The organism is Segetibacter sp. (assembly GCF_025963695.1).
Taxonomy (GTDB): Bacteria; Bacteroidota; Bacteroidia; order Chitinophagales; family Chitinophagaceae; genus Segetibacter.
On record NZ_JAOQAH010000015.1, the window covers coordinates 1 to 22,764 of the forward strand.

Annotated in this window: 21 protein-coding genes; 8 read left to right on the forward strand and 13 right to left on the reverse strand. The window is 39.8% G+C overall.

The annotated features are described in order from the left end of the window. Both JWR87_RS01260 and JWR87_RS01265 read right to left on the reverse strand, forming a co-directional pair. On the reverse strand, positions 1-782 hold a 782-nt coding region (locus JWR87_RS01260), incomplete at its 3' end, for a Tex-like N-terminal domain-containing protein (RefSeq protein ID WP_297814739.1). A 255-nt stretch (positions 783-1,037) separates the two neighbouring features. Beyond that, on the reverse strand, positions 1,038-1,982 hold the full coding sequence (locus JWR87_RS01265) for a hypothetical protein (RefSeq protein WP_297814740.1): 945 nt from the start codon (positions 1,980-1,982) through the stop codon (positions 1,038-1,040). Between the two features lie 399 nt (positions 1,983-2,381). Between JWR87_RS01265 and JWR87_RS01270 the strand changes: the two genes are divergently transcribed. Beyond that, positions 2,382-4,829 carry a DUF5686 and carboxypeptidase regulatory-like domain-containing protein gene (locus tag JWR87_RS01270; protein ID WP_297814741.1) on the forward strand — a complete coding sequence of 816 codons (2,448 nt, stop codon included), beginning with the start codon at positions 2,382-2,384 and terminating at the stop codon, positions 4,827-4,829. A gap of 268 nt (positions 4,830-5,097) precedes the next feature. On the opposite strand, the gene JWR87_RS01275 is transcribed toward JWR87_RS01270, so the two are convergent. The 9 genes from JWR87_RS01275 to JWR87_RS01315 all read right to left on the reverse strand — a co-directional run bounded on the left by JWR87_RS01275 (position 5,098) and on the right by JWR87_RS01315 (position 12,881). Continuing rightward, positions 5,098-5,418 carry a hypothetical protein gene (locus JWR87_RS01275; protein ID WP_297814742.1) on the reverse strand — a complete coding sequence of 107 codons (321 nt, stop codon included), beginning with the start codon at positions 5,416-5,418 and terminating at the stop codon, positions 5,098-5,100. A gap of 201 nt (positions 5,419-5,619) precedes the next feature. Beyond that, on the reverse strand, positions 5,620-6,534 hold the full coding sequence (locus JWR87_RS01280) for an alpha/beta fold hydrolase (protein ID WP_297814743.1): 915 nt from the start codon (positions 6,532-6,534) through the stop codon (positions 5,620-5,622). 3 nt (positions 6,535-6,537) lie between these two features. Next, positions 6,538-7,200 carry a hypothetical protein gene (locus tag JWR87_RS01285; protein WP_297814744.1) on the reverse strand — a complete coding sequence of 221 codons (663 nt, stop codon included), beginning with the start codon at positions 7,198-7,200 and terminating at the stop codon, positions 6,538-6,540. A gap of 332 nt (positions 7,201-7,532) precedes the next feature. Then, positions 7,533-8,504, reverse strand: coding sequence for a metallophosphoesterase (locus JWR87_RS01290; protein WP_297814745.1), 972 nt, complete (start codon positions 8,502-8,504; stop codon positions 7,533-7,535). A 113-nt stretch (positions 8,505-8,617) separates the two neighbouring features. Beyond that, on the reverse strand, positions 8,618-9,232 hold the full coding sequence (locus JWR87_RS01295; protein ID WP_297814746.1) for a hypothetical protein: 615 nt from the start codon (positions 9,230-9,232) through the stop codon (positions 8,618-8,620). Next, entirely contained in the window at positions 9,219-10,457 is a 1,239-nt protein-coding gene (locus tag JWR87_RS01300; RefSeq protein WP_297814747.1) for a glycerophosphodiester phosphodiesterase, read from the reverse strand. Before JWR87_RS01300 ends, JWR87_RS01295 begins: the two co-directional genes overlap by 14 nt. Before the next feature lie 29 nt (positions 10,458-10,486). Beyond that, a complete protein-coding gene (locus tag JWR87_RS01305) occupies positions 10,487-11,224 on the reverse strand; it encodes a hypothetical protein (RefSeq protein ID WP_297814748.1) in 738 nt (245 codons plus the stop codon). A 219-nt stretch (positions 11,225-11,443) separates the two neighbouring features. Continuing rightward, positions 11,444-12,355, reverse strand: coding sequence for a sugar phosphate isomerase/epimerase (locus JWR87_RS01310; protein WP_297814749.1), 912 nt, complete (start codon positions 12,353-12,355; stop codon positions 11,444-11,446). Between the two features lie 304 nt (positions 12,356-12,659). Next, positions 12,660-12,881 carry a hypothetical protein gene (locus JWR87_RS01315; protein WP_297814750.1) on the reverse strand — a complete coding sequence of 74 codons (222 nt, stop codon included), beginning with the start codon at positions 12,879-12,881 and terminating at the stop codon, positions 12,660-12,662. 430 nt (positions 12,882-13,311) lie between these two features. Between JWR87_RS01315 and JWR87_RS01320 the strand changes: the two genes are divergently transcribed. Continuing rightward, entirely contained in the window at positions 13,312-13,833 is a 522-nt protein-coding gene (locus JWR87_RS01320; RefSeq protein WP_297814751.1) for a DUF2911 domain-containing protein, read from the forward strand. Positions 13,834-13,957: 124 nt separating this feature from the next. Here the strand turns inward: JWR87_RS01320 and JWR87_RS01325 are convergent, their stop codons facing one another. Then, the gene (locus JWR87_RS01325) at positions 13,958-15,793 is read right to left on the reverse strand and encodes a UbiD family decarboxylase (RefSeq protein ID WP_297814752.1); all 1,836 of its coding nucleotides are present in this window, start codon (positions 15,791-15,793) and stop codon (positions 13,958-13,960) included. A 238-nt stretch (positions 15,794-16,031) separates the two neighbouring features. On the opposite strand from JWR87_RS01325, the gene JWR87_RS01330 reads away from it, so the two are divergent. The 3 genes from JWR87_RS01330 (at position 16,032) to JWR87_RS01340 (ending at position 18,290) form a co-directional block, all read left to right on the forward strand. Next, on the forward strand, positions 16,032-16,748 hold the full coding sequence (locus JWR87_RS01330) for a pyridoxine 5'-phosphate synthase (RefSeq protein WP_297814753.1): 717 nt from the start codon (positions 16,032-16,034) through the stop codon (positions 16,746-16,748). A gap of 216 nt (positions 16,749-16,964) precedes the next feature. Beyond that, a complete protein-coding gene (locus JWR87_RS01335) occupies positions 16,965-17,480 on the forward strand; it encodes a DUF4142 domain-containing protein (RefSeq protein ID WP_297814754.1) in 516 nt (171 codons plus the stop codon). 174 nt (positions 17,481-17,654) lie between these two features. Further along, entirely contained in the window at positions 17,655-18,290 is a 636-nt protein-coding gene (locus tag JWR87_RS01340) for a DUF4142 domain-containing protein (protein ID WP_297814755.1), read from the forward strand. A gap of 87 nt (positions 18,291-18,377) precedes the next feature. Here the strand turns inward: JWR87_RS01340 and JWR87_RS01345 are convergent, their stop codons facing one another. Next, positions 18,378-18,824, reverse strand: a complete 447-nt coding sequence (locus tag JWR87_RS01345; RefSeq protein ID WP_297814756.1) for a KTSC domain-containing protein — start codon at positions 18,822-18,824, stop codon at positions 18,378-18,380. A 395-nt stretch (positions 18,825-19,219) separates the two neighbouring features. On the opposite strand from JWR87_RS01345, the gene JWR87_RS01350 reads away from it, so the two are divergent. The 3 genes from JWR87_RS01350 (at position 19,220) to JWR87_RS01360 (ending at position 22,183) form a co-directional block, all read left to right on the forward strand. Beyond that, positions 19,220-20,518: a radical SAM protein gene (locus JWR87_RS01350; RefSeq protein WP_297814757.1), complete on the forward strand. Its 1,299-nt coding sequence runs from the start codon at positions 19,220-19,222 to the stop codon at positions 20,516-20,518. 43 nt (positions 20,519-20,561) lie between these two features. Next, positions 20,562-21,353, forward strand: a complete 792-nt coding sequence (locus tag JWR87_RS01355; RefSeq protein ID WP_297814758.1) for a TSUP family transporter — start codon at positions 20,562-20,564, stop codon at positions 21,351-21,353. A 380-nt stretch (positions 21,354-21,733) separates the two neighbouring features. After that, a complete protein-coding gene (locus tag JWR87_RS01360) occupies positions 21,734-22,183 on the forward strand; it encodes a TerB family tellurite resistance protein (RefSeq protein ID WP_297814759.1) in 450 nt (149 codons plus the stop codon). The last annotated feature ends 581 nt before the right edge of the window (positions 22,184-22,764 follow it).

Below are 22,764 nucleotides of genomic sequence, written 5' to 3' on the forward strand. Positions count from 1 at the left end.
TTTATTTGCTCATTAGAGGGGCTCAGTCCTTTTATGTATTTACTTTCTAACAGTTCAACAGCAGTTTCCTCATCAGGCGAAATTCCAATTCTTAAATACCCTTCTAAAAAACCCCTAAGTATAGCAAGTATCCGGTGAGAAGGAACTTTCGAAATCAGTTCCGAAAAATCAAAATAATCCTTGTATTTAATGCCTTCGGTTTCTTTATCAGCAACCACTTTACTTTGCAGGGTTGCCTTGTCCTCAAACAACTTTCTCACTTTTGCGCGCACCTCAGCATCTTCATTCACCGTTTCAGCTATGATATCGCGTGCTCCCTGTAAAGCATCTTCAACGCTTTTTACGTTATCATTTATAAACGCTGAGGCCTTTGCTGTTATATCAAAATCTTTTTGCTCAAGCAGCAGTAACGCTAGTGGTTCCAGCCCGTTTTCACGTGCAGCCTGCGCCTTTGTTTTGCGCTTTGGTTTGTAGGGCAGATAAATATCTTCAAGCTCTGCAACAGTTGTCGTTTTATCCAACTTAGCCTGCAGTTCCTCTGTCATTTTACCTTGTTCGGTAATCGCTTTTTCTATAAAAGCTTTCCGTTCGGTAAACTCCTTCAAAAACTTAGCTTCATCCTGTATTTGCTCAATTTGAACCTCATCCAGGTTACCCGTTTTGTCTTTACGATAACGGGCAATAAATGGAATAGTAGAACCTTCTTCCAACAACCCTAACACTGCTTCTACCTGTGTAGTTCTCACATTTAGCTTAGCCGATATACTTTGTGCAAATTCCATTGATAGTTTTTATTTTTTGTCCAGGCATTCGTTCACTTTTCCACATCGTTGTGTCACTCACTTATGCCTGTAAATCTTTATTCACCCTTTTAAAAATAACCTGTCCGCTTTTACAATCAATATCTCCACAAGACATCTTTCAGTAAAAGCTGCAAAACTAAATCAGGATTACAGAAAATCAGTAGATGCCAAAAAACTATTTTCAAGCTCTTTTACAGCTACCGGAATATTATACAAAAAGAAAAAAACCGGAGCTTAATTAATTGTAACACTAACCTTAAATAATTTACTCACTCCATTATCATTGTCAGAAACCAAATGAATAGTATGTCTATTCATTTCAGAGTGACTAACACAAACCGACTCAATCTTTTCGCCAGAGAAAGATGTATGGTGATCTGAGAGATTTATAAAACCGTCAGCAACTACTTTTTTAGTACCCGTTTTATCAGATATGTTTTTGATCCAACCAATATAACTGTCCCCAATTTCGCCGTCGTCGAAACTGCTTCCTGTCAACTCAGTGGAGGCGGTAAATAAAAGCAAGTCCTCCTCCTCAATGTAGGCCATGCCCGAAATGCCGGCGAATGGTTTATGGGGCGGTAAAACCAAAATAGCCGTATCAACTGCAGCAGTTTCCTGGTGAAGCCAAAAGTCAGGCTGAGTAAAAACAAGGTGATTATATGGGTGTTTAAGATTTCCACGATTACCTAAAATCATAAATTTTCCGGTTGAAGCTGCTCCTTCAATATTCACATCTTCAAGGCCAGCTTTACTTAATCTATTGAAATAGTTACTGGTCGATAGTAGTTGCATTGCAGCAGTATCATGCACTGGTAGCAAAAGCATTTTTTCTCTCGTTAACAAAGACGCTGAACCTATCAGAACCAAATGTGGCGTACCATTAACAGTAACAATTGCAGACGCTTCAAGGTCTGCTTTAACTGCTTTGGCTATTCGCTTCACTTCACTTTCAAATAACGCCACACTGTCAATCAGGTTATAACCGGTATCCAAAATCAACAACTTTGAAGCATCATCGCCACTTAGGTAAAATTTGTTGTCGTAATACTCCAGCGATGATCCTGAAGGAAAATCTTCCAGCAACAATATTTTTTCGACCTGCAAGTTGGTTGACGCTGTTTTACAACTACTCATAATTATAAGGCTTACTACCAGCCGGTTTTTCCATTTTGCCATTAACAAGTGCTGGTAAATGTTGAAAAAAATTGAAGTACTAATCTATCCATAGGTTCAACTTTTATGGTTTGCATGAAAGTTAATAATAACGATGCAAACCAATGACTCTGGCTAATTATTGTTGCGTCCTTTCATTCACCGGCAAAACGCCGGTTAAACAAATTCATCAACCGCTGTAATACGAACTTCTGCGACTGAGACAGCACCATTGTAATAATGCAAGCAGTAGACCAACACACAATGCGCAGAGTGTAGGCTGCAATGGTTGGTAAATATTATGGTATTTCCCTTATACGTAAAGCGCTTATTAATCGTTCCCTGTTAAGGCAAAGCAAAAACCGGGCGCTGCTGTAGCTACTACCATTTTAAAATCAGACTTTTAAAGGTCTCAAAGTCATTATGCCAAAAATTTTACTCTTTATTTTATTTATCCTCGTATTCACCGTTGTACAATCACAACCATTTAAAGTTACAGGAAGGATAACGAATGGAGCCCGGGAACCGCTGGCGTATGCGAGTGTACAGGTAAAAGAACTGCAGAGTGGTACAACGACCAAAGAGGACGGCAGTTATACACTGCTACTTGAGGAAGGTAAATACGATATTGTTTACAGCATTGTAGGTTATAAAAGACAGGTGTTAACTGTAACAATTACTAAAAACTACGTACAAGACATTATACTTGAAGAAGACAAGGCACAACTTGAAGATGTGACGATTAAAGTAAAGTACAAAGACCCTGCTACCGAAGTAATAAAAAACGTGATTCGACGGAAAGACAGCCTTATGTCAGTTACAGGAGCATGGTCGGGCAAAGTGTATATTAAAGCCGTACAGCAGGACTCTTCATCAAGAAAACAAAGACCAAAGGCTAAGGATGATACTGCCGCAACAAATGCAAATCGGGATTTAGCAGGCATGGCTATGACAGAGGTAGCATTAAAACTCGATTATGTTTCTGAACAAAAATTAAAGGAAGAACGGCTTGGTATTAAAAAGAATGGCAACGATGAACATCTCTTTTATGTATCCACAACAGAAGGTTTCTTCAATTTTTATAATAACCTCATAAAAGTCCCTGGCCTTTCAACCACCCAATTTTTATCGCCCATTAGTTTTAGCGGTTTAATGGCATATAAGTTTAAAACTTTAAAAGTAGAAAAAAGAGGCAATTACAAATGGTACACTATTGCAGTAAAACCAAGGCAGGTAAGTAACGCAACGGTTGAAGGCGAGTTAACCATAAATGACAGTAGTTTCACTATCGAACATACACGTTTTACTTTTCCGAAATATCATTTGCCCCAGTACGATTTTTTCCAGGTAGAGCAATGGTACAACGCGGCCATGCCTTTATTATCAAAGCAGCAATTCACCTACCACTCAAAGACGGGAAAAAGTAAATTATCGGGGATTACTACCGTTGCCTACGCCGACTATGAATTAAATAAGCAGTTTCCCAAAAATTATTTTGGGGTTGAAGTAAGCGCTACTACCGAAGAAGCTTACAAGCGGGATAGCAGTTTTTGGCAAACGGCGAGAACAGAGCCTCTGACTTCGAAAGAGATCAAGCTTATTCATTATAGAGACAGTATCTACCGGGTTACTCATACCAAACAATATCTTGATTCCATCGATAGGGTCACAAACAGGTTTACCTACAAAAAGCTATTACTAACAGGCCAGACACTTTATAACAGGGAACTCGAAAGAACGTGGCAGTTGCCTCCGCTTCCCGGGGTTTATCAACCCTTTGCCTTTGGTGGCAGTCGTCTATCTCCCTCAATTGGGTACTTCAAAACCTATAAATCGCGCAAGAATTTGCACTTCTTCGCAAATGTCAGTTACGGCTTCCGCAACCGCGATGTCAACGGCTCTCTGAATTTTGGAAGGATGTACAATCCTTTTACCCGTGCCTTTTATGGTTTCTCGCTCCGCAGAGATTTCGATTTTATCTTTTCGGGAGACGCATGGATAAACCTGTTGAAGCGAAGCAATATGTACCTTAACAACAGCTTAGGTGTAAACCATGGTACAGAATTAAAAAATGGTCTGTTTTTATTTACCGACCTCGACTTTGCGCTGCGTAGATCTTTAAATAATTATAAGACGGGAAGCGCAGTCGACAGTCTTTTTGGTAAAGAACTTGGAAACAACACAGCCATTGCCTTTGAATCTTACAACGCATTGTATGGAAAGATAAGGTTAGAATATACTCCTTTTCAGCGCTATATAAGAGAGCCGAAAGAGAAGGTAATACTTGGCTCTAAATGGCCCACTTTTTATTCAACTTATCGCAAGGGAATCCCTGGAATACTCACCAGTAAAGTCGACTTTGATTTTTGGGATGTGGGTATAAAACAAGAAATACCGTTGGGATTGTTTGGCATCCTTCATTACAATGTAAATAGCGGAACTTTTCTCAATAGCCGTGATCTTCGTACCGTAGACTACCAGTTTCAACGGCGTGGAGACCCGCTTTTATTTTCGAATCCCGACGCATCTTTCCAGGCCTTAGATTCTTCTTTCCCGCTGTTTAAACGTTTCTACCAGGCCCATGTAATACAAGAATTCAATGGCTACTTTGTGAACAAAGTGCCGCTAATTAAAAAACTAGGGTTAAGAGAGGTAGCCGGCGCAGGTTTCCTTATCGCTCCTGAGCGCAATCTTAAATATGCCGAAACTTTCGTTGGTGTAGAGAGGGTTTTTAAATGGCCTTTTGATGTAGGGGCCAAGTTCAAGATGGGTATTTACGTGGTAGGCTCTGTTGCCAACCAATCCACTAACCCAATTACTTTTAAAATTGGATTTACCTCGTGGGATAAAAGAAGGAACAGGTGGCATTAGAAAAGTCTGATTTGCTTCTATCCTATCCGCCCCACACAAGCAGGTTGGTTCTGCATGTTTCACCCTTCTTTGCTTAACATAGGTTCTTCTACTTTTTGTCTGACTTTTGAGACTGGTTTAAAATCTAACTCTTGAACGAGAAACATTTGCACAAGGAAAATGAAATACTTTAAATAAAAGCGGCTGCCTCCTTATCGGAGACAGCCGCTGACCAAATAGTAAAATATTGTTTTTCAAAAGTTGCTTGCTGAAGCACCAGGGGCGTTTATTATAATAGTAGTATAAGTAACAAAATGATAATAATTATGGCAGCAGTTGAAAGATAAACACCTCCTTTGCCTATTGCCTTAGCTTCCTGGTTTAGGCTTTTTAATTCATTCCGCAGCCCCTTTTTTTCGTCCTTACTAAGGGCGGATTTATCCATATTTTTAATTTCTTCTACACGTTGTTTCATTTCCAGATAACGTGCTTCTTTTTGTTCCATTGTCATGTTTTCAACAGCGGCAAACGGCTTTTTGTCTTTTGCACTAGCGTTGAAAGTATTTAAAGACAATAGCATTACAAGAACTGCTACACAAACTTTTTTCATAATGAGAGTTTTTAATGAATTAAATAAAAGACAATAAATGTTATTGTGTTTAATAATTGCTTAGGGAAGAAAACAAGTGCTTCAGCAGTTATAAAATTAGGGTTTTTCCAAACAAGAGTTAATGCTCTTTGTTTAAAAGCTCCCTGCTCTTTTACCAGTCTCTTCGACAATGTGTTCTTAAAGTAGTTTAACAGTCTTAAATTATTTTCTCATGAAAGTACCGACCGCCTGAAGATATTTTGGAAAAGTAAAGTAAACGGGAACATTACTATGACCGGCACCTGGTATCAAATGAGGTTCTTTATTGCCAGGCGAGCCGCCATAATTTTTATAGACCACTTCTCCCTGTGTTCTTACGTTTAGAAAATCATCCTCGGTTCCGTGAATCCACATGAATGGTTGTTTCACACCCTTTATTAACGCTGCATTATCTGTTTTTAGATCTGTAAAGAACGAACCGGGCAGTGCAAGTGCTGAGGCATCCTGCACCATAGCTTCAGCGCTTGCTATGGGAGCTTCTAATATGAGCCTGGAAGGTTTAAGACTGCGAGGCTCTGCAGTAAGCCTTGTGGCAGGAATACTACCCATGCTGAACCCGTACATAATCAAACGCTCACCTGATAACCCTTTTGCTTTCAACCATTGCAGGCCAGCATCTACATCTACAGCCAGCCCACTTTCCGACGGCTTGCCTTCCGATAAACCGTAACCTCTATAGTCTAACATTAGTACACCATACCTGTTTTTGCTGCTTGTATTAGCAAGAAGCTGAGCTCGGGGCCAATAGAAATCCATGTGGTCCTTATTACCATGGCAATACATAATTACAGTATCTGTAGCAATACGAGTTGTATCGCCAATATAAACAGCATAAATTTTTGTGCCCATTGTTTCATCAACCGCTTTAGAGTTTATTGTAAACAGATTAACCAGGGTTGACGGTATAGTGTACGAGGCATCAAGAGTAAAGTCGACTTCACCCTTGTAATTGTTCAACTCATATTTTTCGATCTTGTTTGAATTGGCATTAAAAAGGTTATCATCCAGCCGGAGACAGCCGGATAAACAAGAGGCTATGGCAACTATAGATAGATGGAGATGGTATTGGGTTTTCATCTGCTAAAATTTTCTGGTACAACCTAAATAAATTCCAAAAGCTCCATGAGTTCCAAAGGGAGTTTTATAACCGACCACGTTGCTATTATTTGCAATATTTGGGGCAATTATCTTCAACTCAATATTATAATCCCACTTTTTTCTAACAAACGTTTCACCAATCATGGGTGAGAAAATCCAACGGTGTTCCTGTTGTTGATCGTGCGCTCGTTTCCCCGCTAATTCGAACCAATTAGAGACACCGAGATAGAAGAAATTTCTTTTGTGGTTATATTCCCAGAAAGCATTGATATCAACCTGGGGATACAATTTAGAAGCGTCTTTATTTCTGTATATAATATTTGCAACAGGGGTGATGCTGAACCCCGGCCATACACCCTTCTGGTGTAACAACTGCTTGGTCAACCCCAACTCAACCTGGGCATTTCCAGCCAAAAGAGATGTAAGATTTAACGAGCCGAAACCCGTAAGAGTGCTGTCTATTCCATAGCCGTATGTTGCAGTGACAAATGGCATTGGGATCGTAAGTTTGCTGTATTTGATTAACGCACCGCCAAGTGAAAGATTTACTGCTTGCTGTTTTTTTGCCAGTGGTTTTACAAATCTGGTTGGTGCACAGGAAGCGATTGTTATAATAACCAGGCTAGCCGCTAATGTTCTTCGCATAGATTTAATTGTAAGCTTTTGGTGTATTAACTAAGATTCATTGTTAAACAAAAAAGCACGCTTACCTGCCGCAGGCCGCTAGCTCAGTTCTTTTTCCAACTACAAACTTTATTCAAGGTAATTACCAATTGTAGAAAAACAAACAGGAGTTTGAGTTTTGATCAACAATTGAAAAGATAGATAAAAGCGGGGTAAATGATTGGGTATTGAAGGTATAATAGCAAAACAAGCGCAAGGCTTAATAGCGAAAAATAAGATGAACGTAATGCGACGCAACAATGATTAACCCCAGATATACCGTTTGTAACCTACAAACTAATAACATTAGTTGTCTATTCTGTAGAAGTAGGTGAAGTGGTTGCAAGCATATCGGAACCACTGCTGATTTCGAACTTCCGGCCTTCCTGAAAGCTTTTAAAGTCGGCGGTAAGACGTATTGATATCAGTTGTAATTTGTTAGCCTGGCGTTGAACGGAAAGATAATGAAACAGCGGTTTATAATTACCTGAGAGGTCGCGAAACAAACCTTGTCCACTTTTGAGAGGTTGGTGCAAACCTCCACCTCCACCTATTACAAAAAAGTCTTTTCCCTGCTGCCGAAAATGCTCGAAGTTGTGACTATGCCCCGAGAGAAATAACCGGCTTTTCTTTGACTTTAAATAAAAAGGAACAAATTTTTCTCTGACAGAAATGGAAGAACTAACAATTCTGCTATTGGTATAAGGAGAGTGATGGCAACCGGTAATGACGAACCTGACTGAAGAATCGGCATCCAACTTCTCTAACGTCTGTTTGTACCAGCCTATTTGGTCAGCGTCTTCGGAAGTAGATAAAGAATTGAAATTAGAGTTAAGCAGGATAACAGCAACAGAGTCTGTGATATTGAGAGAACCCATTTTATTATGCTCTGGAAATCTTTCCTGGAATTTTTTTTGACCCCTTCCGGATTGGCCCATTACCTCGTGATTGCCTAAAGCGGCATTTACTTTTATGCCCTTGCTACGCAGCCTTTTCAGATAACCGTCCATGGGCCTCCATTGGCGATTGCTTGAACCTAATGCCACAACATCACCCAACAAATAAACAGCAGTTGGATTTCGTGTCAACAGATCATTGAAAATACTTTTTGTTGCAGCCCGGTTATTATTACGCTTAAGCACAAGCGTTTCTACCCACATTGGCGCCTGGGTATCACTTGCAAAAACAATTTCTTTGCTTATCGGTGATATAGTATCTATTTCCTGCGCCTGAACTGACATTGTAAACAGGCAGGCAATTATTGATATGATTGATTTATACAACATTTGTTATGAAATCGTAAGCGAGGGCAAGCAAAAATGCCGACGCAGGCATGGTGGTATTTAAGATTTTAGCGTTAGATGTTTTGACAATATGTAGAAAGCGACAAAGAATATTGTTACCATTTTAAAAACTTCCAGGAAGCCTGAAGTTGCAGCCCAAACGACCCTCGTATAGTTTCTGCTGCATATAACCATTTTGCCTCTGCACCAATAGATATCTCCTTAGAAAGAGGTGCTGTATATGCAGCGGCCGCCATCCACCCTGTGCTTACTTTATTAGATTCGGCCGAACCGGCATAGTTCAACTTAGTCTTAAGTATATAGAAACCGGGGCCTGCAAAAAGATTAAAGTGCTTTTTCACCGACACCGAAAACTCAAGTAAAAGAGGAATAGCATCGAGGGAAACTTTCCCCTTATTTCCGTTAGCATCAGTAAGCTGGTAAGAGTAAAAAGTCATATATCCTGTCTCAAATCCAGCTTTTAACCGGTGATCTGGTTTCCACATAATGCGGGCTGTAGTTACAGGGTTAATTCTTGCAAGTTTTGGCTTGAGGTAACCAGGAGCACCAGCATTTGAAGGGAAATAACCAGCGCCACCGCTTAAATATAAAATCAGCGAATATTTCTTCGACCTTCCTGTTTGTGAAGTTACCTCATCTTCCTGCCCAAAGCTTTTAGAGCATGTTAAAAACAGTAAAAAATAAAAGAGCAGCGTTTTATTGTTTAGCATAATAATAATAGGCTACTGAAGATGGATAATTAGATAAAATGCCGTCAAACTTTCCCTGCAGGAAATATTTATTAATATTCTCAGGCACGTCAAGAGTCCAAACAAAAGCCTTTCGACCTGCTGCATGCATTCTTTCCACTTCTTCATTTTGCAATCCCAGGGTCCATCTTGGTGCCCATATTTTTGCATTTGTAGTTGTTACATCTTGCGGTGTCAGTTCTACTACCGAGGGTATGTTTTGATACCCGGAAAGTTTCAGAAAATTTTTCAATACGTCTTCATCGGGTATCCCAATAGTGATATTAAGATTGCGTCCCATTGCTGCTGCCTTCTGCATATATTCAACTTGCAGGTCCCGCTCTTTTTGCATAGATCCGGTGAATTTTGTATCAAGCCAAACATATCGTAATGAGGTATTATACACCACGGCATCTAAAGCTTCGCGCAAAGTAGGAATGCGTTCGCCTTTTATCAGCCGCACCAATCCGTTCAACTGGGCATAACTGTAATTTTCTATTGGCCCTACCATGCCGTTTTTTTGAATCAGTCTTTCATTTATAGTTGCATCGTGATATAAGACAGGAACACTGTCACTTGTGAACCGCACATCTATCTCGATACCTGTAGCCCCTAACCGCGACGCCATTTTTATAATCTCTACAGTATTTTCTGAAGCGGGCAGCAGGTCAGAGGTACGGCCCCCTCCCCGATGAGCAACAATTTCAAGCGGTGTTGCCCTATATAAGGGACGACTATACTGCAAACTGATAGGTCTATCAGGAGGAACATCCCCAGTTCCGAACGTACCAGTTATAACGATTGCAGGTATGGTATCCGGATTTGAAGAGTCAAGTAAATAACCTACTCCGCTATTTTTACTAAGGGTAAACCTTGCTAACCCGGTTTCGGTATTAACTACATTGCGCCAATAGCCGTTTAATAAGATGGTGCTGTCTAACCTTTTTCCTTCACAAATAACATAAACAACCTGCCTTTCGCAAAACATAGATAAATGGTAGGTGGTATCTCTACCATTTGCGGTATAGCTCCATTTTAAAGCTGCTGATGGCCCAAATACATCAGTTCCGTCAGTAATGGAATAAACACCTTCCAGCTTATTTCGTGTGTTGTGGGTTAAAACAGTTGCAGTAGAGGAACTAAATAAATCCCACCTGGCATCAGGAACAGGTGCCTCGTATTTTTTCTTGCATGAAAAGATAAGCATACACAATATTGCAACACAGTACTGTTTCATCATAAAATAAGGCCAATTATTAATTGAGGAAAAAATAAGTTACGGTCGAAACTTTCAAACGCTGGCCATGTTTGCCAAAAAAAATCTGTGTAAAGCGCACGAAAACCAAGTGTAAGATTTCGGTTACCGTAGAATGGCTGTTCAAGTGCAATTGTATAAGACGACCCACTGAAAACTCTGTAATCTGTTGTGACCCGCTCGTTGCCCGCAAAAGTCTTAATATTGAAATTCATAATTGCGTCAGCCCTAAAAGAAAGCAATACTTGTTTATTGAACCTGTATCCAATTGCTACATTTGGAATGTTTTGCCATCCGCTACCTCTTGATTTAAATCCTGCAAAATTCACAAATCCAAACCAATATCCCACCTCGTTGCCTGCACCAACTGATACCCTGTTATTTAATGCTGTCGTCCATCGTGCACCAACTGTTGCTAGATTTTGCAGGAGTTGGATGGATAGTCTTCCGTCAAGATTTACTTTGTTACCTACTTTTCTAATTACATGAAAATCACCTGCAGGAACACGGTAGTGCAGCTCTTCGGTAATATCGTACGGAAGCGTGGTTGCAGTAAGACCAATGGAAGTGGTCCACTTGCTGCTCATGGGATGAGGAAAATAAATGAATTTCTGCTGTTCGATAGGAAGGTTCTGAGCGGCTGTGCTTTTTGAAAAAGCAGACAAGCAAATAATAATACAGACGCAAATACCCGGTGTTTTCAATAGAGAAGGTGTCATCAATTACTAATCTTATTTTTTCTCGGTTTGGCATAAGAAACGCAGCTACTATCAATAAAGTATTAGTCAACGTTGCTATTATTCGGTAGAAATTGCGGAATTTCTCCGTGTTTACGAATGATGCAAAAAACAAGCCCTGAACCGACAATGCAATAAATAGATGGAATACAAAAAGGCCTGGTCTGTTGACCAAGCCTTTAAAATTCGTATGACTATTTGCTACACTTTAATTTTCAAAGACTCTAAATAGGCTTTAGTTATAGTGCCGCATTGTACCGGAGTTTTATCTTTATCAGGCACTGCATCTAATTCTACCACACCCCATCCGTTAAACCTTATACTGTCTAAAGCCTTAAAAAAGGCTGGCAGGTTAACTTTACCCTGACCTAATTCAACAAAAGTATATGCTTTGGATTCTCCTGCAGCATTTTGGCGAACATCTTTTAAGTGCAGAGCGTGTATGCGATCTTTATAACTATTTAAGGCTGTAACCGGATCGCCACCTCCCTGGAAATAATGTGCAATATCTAATAAGAAATGAACGTTTTTGCTGTCGCAATTTTCAAGGATAATCCTGACCTCTTCAGGTGTTTGACCAAGCTGCCCCATATGGTTGTGATAGTTTGTCTGCACCCCAATCTCCTGCGTACGTTTTCCTATTTCATTTATCAACTTACCATACTTAACCAGATCTTCTGTACTTGGGTCTCCGGCTTTGGGTCTTGAAGAATTTGTTACCTGGATATTTGCGCCTCCAAGCGCTTTTACAAATTTAGCATTGCTTACATGGGTCTCAATCACGGCCGCATCGTTTCCTGTATTGATGTTTGCATTGCCACTTGAGAACATGGGTAACTTTAATTTGTGCTGCTCTAATAGTGCGCGCATTTCCTCAGGTTTGGTTCCGAAGTCTTTAACAACATTAGACCTTAATTGTATGCCTTTAAATCCTAAACCGGCAATATCTTTTATAGCCTGTACATCGTTACCTCCCCAGGTAATTGCAGAATAAGCAAGCTTCATGTCAGGAGCTATCGTGGCGCGGTTTGCTGACCATGACCCAAAAGACAAACCGCCTGCTGCCAACCCTAAACTGGTTATGAATTTTCTACGTGATAGATCGGAAGCCATAATTAAATTTTTAAAATTCTATTATAATTACTACAAAAACGATTGAAAAATTACATTTTATTTTCCAAGTTCATTATTGCAATTATAGAAATGACTACGAAAGTGAACGCGGCAGGAGGAAAAGTGATTAGGGATGAAAAAAACAAGAGATAGCAAAAGACAAAAAAGGCGGAATAGAATTACCTGAGATGAACGAAATGCGTCGCAACCAGAGTTTGATAAGTGAGCAAAAGCTGGGTAAAAACTTTCTTTGTTACAAATTGACAATTTGCATTTTATTGACAATAAGGATATGATGAATAATTTAAAAAAGACAGTCGTCGTTAAAATCGTGTCCCCACATTGCTTTAAGCGGCTTATTACCTTTTTCTGCTGCAGCCTTATGCTTTTGAAGTTCGAGCTCGAGCTCCGCAATTCTTTCCTTCAACTTTTCAATTGACTCTTGTTTTGGAACTTCACAATCGTTTGTATCACTTTTCAAATAGTTATCAGAGACAGGCTCACCGTACTTAATCCTTTGGTCCATTTTCTTTCCTTTTTATTTGCAATCGTTACACCGAATATTCCTTTGTTTCTTATACCAGTACTACAAGATTTTAAAAACTGTAACCAATCTATTATTTTTAATTATAATCTGTTAATTATCAGCGTTTTGCAATAATAGCAGAAATTATTTTCATTGCTTGAAATAAAATGAATGGACTTGTTTACCCGCTGCTATTTGAATATAGATATTTGAAAAGAAGACTAAAAAAAGGTAGCTCAAGTTGCACAACTGTGAAAAGAGGCTGTAAACGAAAAGAAGCTAACGAATGCTTTTTCCCGAAAGAATGATTAAAGAATGTAAGTTTTCAAGGAGCAGAAATAAGTAGTATTTCGGTGTGCATTAAACCTTTGTTGGAATATTCTGTTTCTTATTATTTTTTTATATAACTTTTAAAAAAAATTGAATGATTATGAAAAAGATCTTATGTGTTTCACTAGTTGCCGCTACGCTGCTGACAAGTGTAAAAAGTTTTTCGCAAGGTGATAAATCAAATAGGCCAAGTCCGCCTGCCACAGCAACAGCGACTACTGCCGGAGGAAATACGATTACAATAAATTATAGCCAGCCGGCAGTGAAAGGAAGAACGGTGGGAACAGACATTGCCACATATGGAAAAGTTTGGCGTACAGGAGCAAACGAAGCGACTGTTTTTGAAATTTCGCAGGATGCTCAAATAGAAGGCAAATATCCTTTAAAGGCTGGAAAATATGGCCTATATAGTATTCCCGGTGAAAAGAAATGGACAGTAATCTTCAATAAAACATGGAACCAATGGGGCACAGTTTATAAAGAAGCTGATGATGCATTACGTGTAGAGCTCGATACAAAAAAAGCACCCAATTTTACAGAGAAGATGACCTTCCAGGTAAATAAGAATGGAATGGTTAATTTAATGTGGGGGGATAAGGCAGTAAGTTTTACAGTAAAATAAAATTGATACCAAAGACTATAAAAGCTCCGTAAGAAATTGCGGAGCTTTTAGTTTAGATCAATCCTTACCTACGAATTTCGAAACATCGTGCTCTATTAGTTATGTGTCTTTATAACCTTACTGATCAGTTTCGATATAAACTTCCTCCTTTTGCAAATAAGCGGTCTATCTTTTTTTCTATTGCAGGATCTTTTTCAACCGGGGGTGCATGATGAGGTTTTATCCTTGCATCAATAATCAACGGCCCTGCACATCCCCAGTGCTTATTTTTTATAAACTCATTGACGCCATAAATATCATGAGAAGGATTACACCTGGTGTAAGCAACCCATAAATAATTATTAAGCGTTGCAGCAACAAAATTGCTATCATCGCACACAACAATAAATGGGGTACACGATAACTCGCTGTCCCTATTTTTTAATTGATCGTTGAGGATTTGCATTTCCTGCCGCGCAGCCTCATAAGTAGAAAACTTACTTGTTTGTAAAGCAACAACCCCCGGCAAGCAAAGTTTTGGATTTTGGAAATCTTGAACACCTTGCAAAACGGCAGGTACTTCCAAACAAAGTTCTCTTTTTACCTCGCCATACGCTGCAAATACAACTTTACTTCCGCTGTTTAAACCAGTGCCGGAATAATCTAAAGTATCTATAGTTGTATTAGTGTAGAAGTGAACATCGCGAGACAAATCAATACGTTGAAGGAGGTACTTCATAAACTCTTTCACCTTGTAAGTCTTTAACTGGTTTGTATCATCAGCAGTAATAAAAAGGAACTTGGCAAGGCTAAGCTGCCCCGTACCTAATATATGATTGGCGATAGTGAGAATTTCAGCAGGTTGCTGTGTTGGCATGTAAGGGGTATACCTTTCGCTGCCTATTGCCAGTAAGAGGGGATGAACTCCTGCCGCATCTACAGCATGCACTTCTTTAAGTCCGGGTATCTCGTTTGGGATTGCATCTCCTGTTATTTCATGTATTAGCTGACCAAAACTGGTATCTTCCTGGGGTGGACGCCCCACAACGGTAAAAGGCCAAATGGCATTTTTTCGCGCATACACTTTTCGCACCCGCATCAAAGGAAATGAATGGGTAAGGCTGTAGTATCCGAGGTGGTCCCCGAAAGGGCCCTCTGGTTTATTTTCGCCCGGGTAAACTTCGCCGGTTATAACAAAGTCCGCATCTGTACTTATACAAAATCCATCATCGTAACTGTACCTGAAACGTCTTCCCCCTAAGACACCTGCAAATGTCATTTCGCTGATACCTTCCGGCAAAGGCATTACTGCAGATAAGGTGTGTGATGGAGGCCCCCCAACAAAACAGCTTACTTTTAGCGGAAGTCCTTTTTTATTTGCTTTGGTTTGATGAATACCAATGCCACGATGCAGCTGGTAATGAAGTCCGATCTCTTTATTCAACTCATATTCATTTCCGCTCAATTGTATGCGATACATTCCCAGGTTTGCATTCATAATACCTGGCTTGTCTATATCTTCGGTATACACCTGTGGGAGCGTTACAAATGCACCTCCGTCTTTTCGCCAATGCTGAATTAAGGGCAGATCAGAAATCTGAATTTCTTCTGAGAGAACCGGCTTTGCTAACGGATTTTTTAAAGGCAATGCTTTAAGCGCAGCAAAACCGGTCTTTATGTTTTTAAAAGGTTGCCTGATTGCTTTTACCGGGTCATTTTTTAATTCTACCAGTTTCTGTACTGATGCCAGTGTGTCTCTGAAAATAAACTTGCTCCTTTCTAATGTTCCAAAAATGTTTGATGCAGCCCTGAATTTCGATCCTTTTACATTTTCGAATAACAAGGCTGGGCCACCTGTTTCATGTACTCTTAAATGGATAGCAGCCATTTCAAGATAAGGGTCTACTTCCTCCCTGATCCTGATTAAGTGATTGTTTTTCTCAAGGTCAAGCAAACATTGTTCTAGGGAGCTATAGGTCATAGAGGCGAAGGTAAGCTGCAAAAGTAAGGTGCTCGCCTTTAGCTGCCAGCAGCCGGCTTTCAAAGTTTTGTTTGAAAAACGTCGAAAGCCCTCTGCTTCTGGCCACAGGCAATAAAGCTTTTTAAAGCTGGTCTTAGTACCGCTAGCAAATTTGAATATGATGAAAGAAAGCTTTTTTAGCAAAACATGAAAGCCCGAAGCTGGCGGCCCGAAGCTGGCCGCAGCCTATCTTTGCTGCATGACAAAACTTAGTGTAAACATCAACAAATTTGCAACTTTGAGAAACAGCCGGGGAGGTGACAACCCCAACGTTTTAAAAGCTGCCCTTGACGCAGAAAGGTTTGGAGCAGATGGGGTAACAGTTCACCCAAGGCCCGATGAAAGACACATTAGATACGATGATGTGCGGGAGATAAAACAGGCAATTAAAACTGAGTTCAATATAGAAGGAAACCCACAAGAGCAAAGGTTTATAGATCTTGTGCTGGAAGTACGGCCACACCAGGTAACACTTGTTCCTGATGCACTTGGCCAGATTACTTCAAACCATGGTTGGGATACTATTGCTCACAAAGACTATTTGATAAATATCATTTCGGTTTTCAAGAATGCAGGCATTCGTACTTCCATCTTTGTTGACCCGGATGTTAAAATGATTGAAGGCGCCAAAGCAAGCGGAACAGACAGAATTGAGCTGTATACCGAAGGTTATGCAAGAGACTTTCACCTAGATAAGAAGGCTGCTATAAAACCCTATATTGAAGCAGCGAAGGCAGCAAACGAATTGAGTTTAGGTATAAATGCTGGTCACGATCTTGATCTGCAGAATCTCAAGTTTTTTGCTCAAAATATTCCAGGTTTACTTGAAGTTTCTATAGGACATGCGCTTGTTTGTGATGCGATTTATTTTGGTTATGAAAACGCGGTGCAGATGTATAAGAGGCAATTGCAATAGCAGTTACTCTAATGCTGAAAGAAATGAAAATTCCTCTACTAATCCCGCGCTTACTATCGCAGCTGTCTTACATCTATGCTGATTTTTTTACCCGACTTGCACCCTTCTTCTTAATTATTTATTTAGAAATGCTAATGGTATCCTTCCAATAGTCCTTCATGCACGGTTATTGTATATATTATTTAAATTATATACAATAATATTTAAATAACTAAAATGAAGAAAGCAATTTACACAGCACTTTTGCTGTCAGCGGTAGTATTAGGGTGTAGTAAAAGCGATACGGAACTAAACAACACCGACCAGACATTTGCCCTCCAGGCCAGCATAAGTAATAGCGCCGAGGTTGACGCCGGAACGCTTGCATCAACGAAGGCAACAAATGCGGAGGTGAAAAAGTTCGCCCAACATATGGTAAGCAGCCACACGTTGGCGCAAACAGATTTGAAGAATTTAGGTACCAGTGTTGGTATTGCTGTGAAAGATACAATTGATCCACCGCATGTCGCTTTAAAAGGTCTGTTAATGAGTACACCTGCAGGACGTGCTTTTGACTCAATTTATATTCATTCCCAAGTGGCAGATCATGATATGACTATTGCCAATTTTCAAACTGAGCAAAACAACGGAAGTCACAGAGACGTACAAGATTATGCAAACAGGTATCTTCCGCATATACAAATGCATCGTCAAAGTGCAGATAGTATATCGAGGGCTTTCTTTAGAAGATAACTTCTGTTAACACATAGAAATGCTGGAAAACTTTTGCTTTCCAGCATTTTTTATTTGCAGCCCGCCTCGTTTGCAGGGCTTATGCTCACCTATGGCTGTCCTAAACACCCGCCCAAATGGAACAAAATTTGCTTTTGCCAACTGAAGTATTTTAAAAGCTAAAAATTAGTTTATATGAAAAAGATGAATTATCACATAAAAAACTTTTTTCTGGCAGCTTCAGTTCTGTTTGCGTTAACTTCTTCTATTGCTCAAACATCAAAGGATACCGTAAAAGCGGGTCATTCAAGTGATGCAATGATTGTAAATCCGGGCAGGGCGAATGATGGCATGGCTGTAAAACCTGGGAGATCACATGATGGTATGTCTATATTATCTGATACCGCATTCTTGAGTAAAAATATTATGGACAACAGGATGGAAATACGGCTAGCCCAATTGGGGCAAACAAAAGGCACCTCTCCGGCAGTTAAAAGGGTTGCAGCTTTAATGATCACAGACCACTCGGCTTTACTAAACGACCTTTTGAAAATTGCGGCGGCTACAAGGGGAAATGCAGATGACGATCACAGTGAAATAACAATGCCTGCTTTGCCTGAAGGAAAAGATTTCGATTCAGAATGGGCCGGACAAATGTTGTTGATGCATGAAACCAAGATTGCAGAGCTGGAAACTTTTATTGGCCTAACGAAAAATGCTGCATTAAAAGCATTAGTGGTAAAGGCTATTCCAAAAATAAAAACGCACAGAGAACTATTGCTTAAAATTCCGGGAGCGAAGGAAAAATCGAAAATTGTTAACACCGTTTGAAGAACAGGAAATCAGAAATTATAAAATACAGAAGGGCGTGTTTTTCAACACGCCCTTCTGTATTTTATAATTTAGTACCCAGGTAACTTAAGCCTCTGCTGTTGCCTTGCTAACTTCCCTATAAACGAATGAGCCGCAAATATGGCGACGGGCATATCTACCTGGCGTATCTGCGTTCACTAACTTTATGTAAAGTGCTTTTGGAACGTCGAAGTATTCATAACAATTTCCTTCGGCATAAGTAATGTTCAGGTTACCGCCTTTGTAATTTAAATCTACTATGGTAGATGAAGTGATAATGTTGGTATAGCTTTCTAATGCTTCTGTGTGTGTTTCAGGAGATATACTCACTAAAAAATGATAGGCTTCAATTACTTTTTTGCTTTTCTCTTGTGCTTCTTCCTGCTCACTTCCTTCCTGAAATTTATCAGGATGGCATTCTTTCATAACATTTCTGTAAACCTGCTTTAATTCTTTTAAACCTGCTTTTTCATCAACCCCTAATAATTTTCTATAGCCAAGAATCTTCTTCAATTTTAAAAATTTTTGCAATGGTACACTCTTTTAGTGGTCAAACGCCAAAGAAGCTTTAATATAACATACTAATAGCATATTTGTAATTGAGCATTCAGGTCCATAAGAAGTGCCACAACTTTAAGGTGTCGCACATTTCATTTAAAAATAAAAAAAGGCTAAGAAAAGAAATACAAGTACAGGGGTGTGACACAACGATGTTGAAAGGAGTTCTTACGCCGGCAACCAAATATCTTCCTTCATTTGCCCATTCCTATAAAGCGTGAGAAGCATTTATATTTTTCTTAAAACACCTTCTCAAGCAGGAGAACTGCAGGAATAAGCGTTTACTTTACAAAATTTTCAGCCGTCTGTTGTTATGCTCTGTCGTCTGTTATCTCACTAAAATTGAATTGATGCTTACACAATCGCCTTATATTTTGTACTCAGATGGAGAGGGAAATATTTTTGAAGACACCTCCTTATACGTTACCGGAAGAACTGGCTGGGATGCAATGCCGGTGGCGGAGGACGAATGGATAGAGCTACCGGACGGAGGTCAATTATACGAATTGCCGGGACGGAGGGGAATTGGGATTGATGTAAAAACCGGCGAAATGCGCCTGTGCCAAAAAGGATGGGCCGTGGCTGCATTTATTCCGCCGGCTCATACCGGTTTTTACCTGGCTGCATATGAAACCGCACCTGATGCCCCTACGCTTCCATTGTTTTGCTATACTGCCGCAGGCTGGCTGGATGAAAAATTTTATGTGCCGTGTATTCGCATTGAGCAAGACATCAGGCAGGATTCTGAAGGTTATGACGAGGTGGTGGTTGAACAAGGTGTGAAAAAAGCGTTGGAAGCATATCCGCACAATCGGTTGGTTGAGCACCTGGCTAATAACTGTGCGCTCACCTATAAATGTCCTGCGGCCAGAAATTATTTTCTTGGCAGATGGGAATGCCCGATACCTTCATCACCAGCATGCAACGCAAACTGTGTTGGTTGTATTTCTTTTCAGCCCGAAGATGAAACCATTGTATCTACACAAGATCGTTTGACTTTTAAACCATCTGCCGAAGAGATTGTAGAGTACACCGTTCCTCACCTGGAAACTGCGCCCTACCCTATCGTAAGCTTTGGACAAGGCTGTGAAGGTGAGCCTCTGCTGATGTGGCAAACCATTCGCGAAGCTATTATCGAAATCCGCAAACATACATCCAGAGGTAGTATTAACATCAATACAAACGGGTCTAAACCTGACGCTGTACGCGAGCTTTGCAAAGCAGGTTTGGATAGTATTCGGGTTAGTTTAAACAGTGTTCGTAAAAATATTTATGAACCGTACTATTGCCCCAATAATTATGCTTTTGAAGACATTATAGAAAGCCTGAAAGTTGTAAATGGTTTTGGTGGATGGACCAGCATTAACTACTTCGTTTTTCCGGGAATGACAGACAGTGTAGAAGAGTATGAAGCACTCAGAAAGGTGATAAGAGATACAGGTTTGAAAATGATACAATGGCGTAATTTTAATATAGATCCCGACTGGTACCTTGGAAAAATAAACGTTACAGAGACCGGTGAATTTTTAGGAGTTAAGCAGCTGCTTGAACTGATACAGGAAGAATTTCCGGACCTGAAATACGGGTACTTCAATCCGCCGATAGAAAGAATCAAGGGAAATTTTACGATAGACTTTGCACGTAAATAAATAAATGAATAATGAATAATTGGGGGAAACCTGCAATTATTCATTGTCGTTATTCATTGATCCTATGACTACTACGCTCATTCTGCTATGCCTTGCTGCTTTTGCCGCCGGATTTATTGATGCTATTGTTGGTGGTGGCGGACTTGTTCAAACCCCGGCCGGCCTCGTATTACTTCCCTTACTACCCGTTTCTACCGTAATCGGCACTTTAAAAATACCTGCGTTTAGTGGCACTTTTCTCGCAGCACTTCAGTATTTGCAAAAGGTAAAAATTAAATGGAAACTGGTTTTGATTATGATAGTGCTTGCCTTTTTTTCTGCAATGGCCGGCTCTTATTGTTTAACAAGGGTTGATAATTATTTTATGAAGCCGCTACTACTGGTTATCCTTGTACTGGTTGCATTGTATACTTATACGAAAAAGAATTTCGGCATACATACAGAAAAAGACCACTCTTTTAACGTGCAACTAATTTATTCTATAGGTGCCAGTGTTGTACTCGGCTTTTACGATGGGTTTGTTGGTCCGGGAACAGGCAGCTTTCTGGTGCTTGCTTTTATCACGTTGCTCGGTTTCGATTTTTTAAAATCAAGTGCGCATGCAAAAATGATAAATCTCGCAACCAACCTTGGCTCTATATTATTTTTTGCCGGAAGCGGCCGTATCATTTTTTCAATTGCCATCCCCATGGCTGTTTGCAATGCAATGGGTGGTGCGCTGGGAGCAAGACTTGCGATTGTAAAAGGCAATAAATTTATCCGGGTATTCTTTCTTATAATTGTTGTTGGAACTATTTTACGTTTTGCTTACGACGTGTTTTTCAAGCAATCCTAATTTTTTAAATTTTCTCCCCCCCATACAACAAGCGCTGATTGACCGTCCGTTCTACCGTTCGCTTCCAGGTATTTTCTACTTTTGCCTTCTCTATTTATAAAAGATTTCATGTACCCAACATTTTTTCTTCATTAACCTTTTGTTGCGTCGCACTCTTGTACCAGGGTATCGCAATGGAGCAACATTAGCACGACAAAAGCGTTTAAACGATGCTGCTTTATTTTAAGCAATAAATCGGCTTTTTGAATTTTAATCTTTATCGAAAGAAAATAAAGGGTATGCTTTTGAAACAGCAGCGTTCAATCGGCACGAAATTTATAATCTTAGAACTAAAAATACAATACTAACAGAGACGCGAGTTATTATAAAAAATCATAATTATGGGATTATTTGATACTATGTTCAGCGACGTTCCGCAAGAAAAAAAGTACGAGCCACAGGATGTGCGCGAGGCATATGCAGTAGTACTCTACTGTTGCGCCAATGCAGAAGGGAATATAGGTGACGAAGAAGTGGTTTTTATAGATTCGTTATTTCTGACCATGAGTATTTTCGAGGAACACGATGGTGCCGACTACCTGCAATTAGCAGAAAAGGTTTACAACAATTATACAGTAGATCAACTTTTAGAGGGGAGCTTTCTTTTTATAAAAGAAGAACAACATGCGCAGCTCTTTTGTTATTGCTGTGATGTATTTCTGGCAGACGGAGCAGTAACTGACGATGAGAAACAGATTCTTGAAAAAATTGCATCGCTGTCAAAAATTGATGAGGAAACCTCAAAAAAAATAGTCGAGGTAGCAATTATCAGAAATGTAAAAGAGACTTAGAATACCACGCATCCGCTCTCTATTTGTGATGCAATGATAAATGAGGTTACTTGGTCTTGCTGTCTATACCTGGCCTGGCAGGTCTTAAAAAAAGATAAAGACGACCAAAAAAACTTTACGCTAAAAAAATGACGATTGCAGGGATGAACAACTCTTGAATAAAATAAATAGCCAGCTTGCATTACACATCACCTACAAAGGCTCGTTATAAAAGTCTTCTAAAACGAAATCCTAGTTCGGTTGCCAAGGCGAGTGCGAGGTATTGGTAATTGTGAAGTCTTATTTTCTTTTTCGGTCTTTTCTATAACTGTTCCGTTCATATCTTTTACTACGTCCATTAATTTTGTTGCCGGCTGGTGTTGCTGCAACTAGGGCAAATGTACAAGTGTGTGACACAACAATGCTTAATAGCACTAGTGAAGCTAAGGTAAAAAAAAAATAAAAAATTTTGTCAGGTCAGCTATCACCTTTTGTACAACAACCATTCTTGCAGCGTTTAAGCCGGCAGTTTTGTTTGTAATATTTATAGGACTAAGAGATCCGATTGCACCAGACCGTAAATAGGCTAATTACTTATAAAG